Origin of the sequence: Burkholderia sp. 9775_39, assembly GCF_015712225.1 — a bacterium.
Lineage (GTDB): Bacteria > Pseudomonadota > Gammaproteobacteria > Burkholderiales > Burkholderiaceae > Burkholderia > Burkholderia cenocepacia.
On record NZ_JACCQC010000070.1, the window covers coordinates 1 to 1,286 of the forward strand.

Sequence of the window (1,286 nt, forward strand, 5' to 3'; positions counted from 1 at the left end):
GAAAATAAGAGGGCCGGGCACGGGGAATAGATGTGAAGATAGGATACGCGCGTGTCTCGACAGACGAGCAATGTCTGGATCTGCAACTGAGCGCATTACGACAGGCTGGCTGTGATGAGATTTATACGGATCATGGCATGTCGGGGTCCAGACAGGACCGGCCTGGATTGAACGAAGTGCTGACGGGACTGAGACCGGGCGACACATTGGTGGTGTGGCGCCTGGATCGTCTTGGTCGCTCGTTAAGTCATTTGCTTGCGCTGATCAATGATTTTCGCGCGCGAGGCATTCATTTTGCCTCGTTGACGGAGCTGATCGATACGGGCACGCCGACCGGGATGTTCACATTTCATATGATCGCAGCGCTGGCTGAATTTGAGCGCGCACTGATCAGCGAGCGTACGCGTGCGGGGGTGGCGGCGGCTCGGGAGCGAGGCAAACTTCTGGGACGGCCAAGGGCGCTGGATGACGCACAGATGCGGGAGGCGAGGGTCTTGTTGCGGGAGCTTCCTGAGGCGGAGGTGGCGATTCGGTTTCGGGTTCACCACCGGACACTGCGTAAGCGGCTCCGGGAGTTCGAGGTGCTCGGGGGAGAGGTTCAGGGCGCGCCCCGTCAGTGTGAGGACGATGTCATGATGTGTAACGAGGGCGATCGTGCCTGCGGGCTGGGGCAATTGGTGAGAGCCGTTGCACGGGCGTGGCGTCGGACACGGGGGCAGGCGAGTATGGGGTTGGCATGGCGCCTTCAGACGGAGCCGGATCGGGACTGGTGGATGCAGCCGATGCCGCTGCTGGTCGGTGCGGATGAACGGTTGTTTTCGTCCGGCACGCGTTATCGCCCGGTGCGAAGGCGAGCACACGCGTGTTTCAAGGAGTCAGACACGTCGTCAAGTGATACATGACGTTAGTGGGAGGTTCAGGCTGACGCGTCGGTTTTGATTCTGAAGTTTTCGATATCCTGACCGTGCATCCATTTGGGCCGGCGGCCGCTTCCGCACCAGGTTTTGCCTGATACGGGATCCATGTATTGGGGGACACGCTTTCGGCGTGGCGCGGGCGACTTCAGTTCGCGGATGGCGCCCTCGATGTCGTCCAGGGAAATACTATAAAGCACCATCAGGCGCGCGATGGAGAGGATCGTATCGCCCAATTCGCGCTTGCGAGCAAGTTCCATGCGTTCTCTGAGCGCCATCTCTTGCTGCATAAGATCTTGGTAGCTATCCATGATGATGTATGACGTCCTGCATGTGTACGACATGCGGGACGTTGTCGCTAGAAGAAAAAAA

The 1,286-nt window shown here is 58.9% G+C and carries 2 protein-coding genes; one reads left to right on the plus strand and one right to left on the minus strand.

Features of this window, described 5'->3' with window-relative positions; all coding sequences use genetic code 11:
- Positions 1 to 32 precede the first annotated feature (32 nt).
- The gene (locus H0X90_RS36305) at positions 33 to 902 is read left to right on the plus strand and encodes a recombinase family protein (protein ID WP_196438431.1); all 870 of its coding nucleotides are present in this window, start codon (positions 33 to 35) and stop codon (positions 900 to 902) included.
- A 14-nt stretch (positions 903 to 916) separates the two neighbouring features.
- On the opposite strand, the gene H0X90_RS35280 is transcribed toward H0X90_RS36305, so the two are convergent.
- The coding region (locus H0X90_RS35280; protein WP_230877765.1) for an H-NS family nucleoid-associated regulatory protein at positions 917 to 1,286 on the minus strand (370 nt) is incomplete at its 5' end.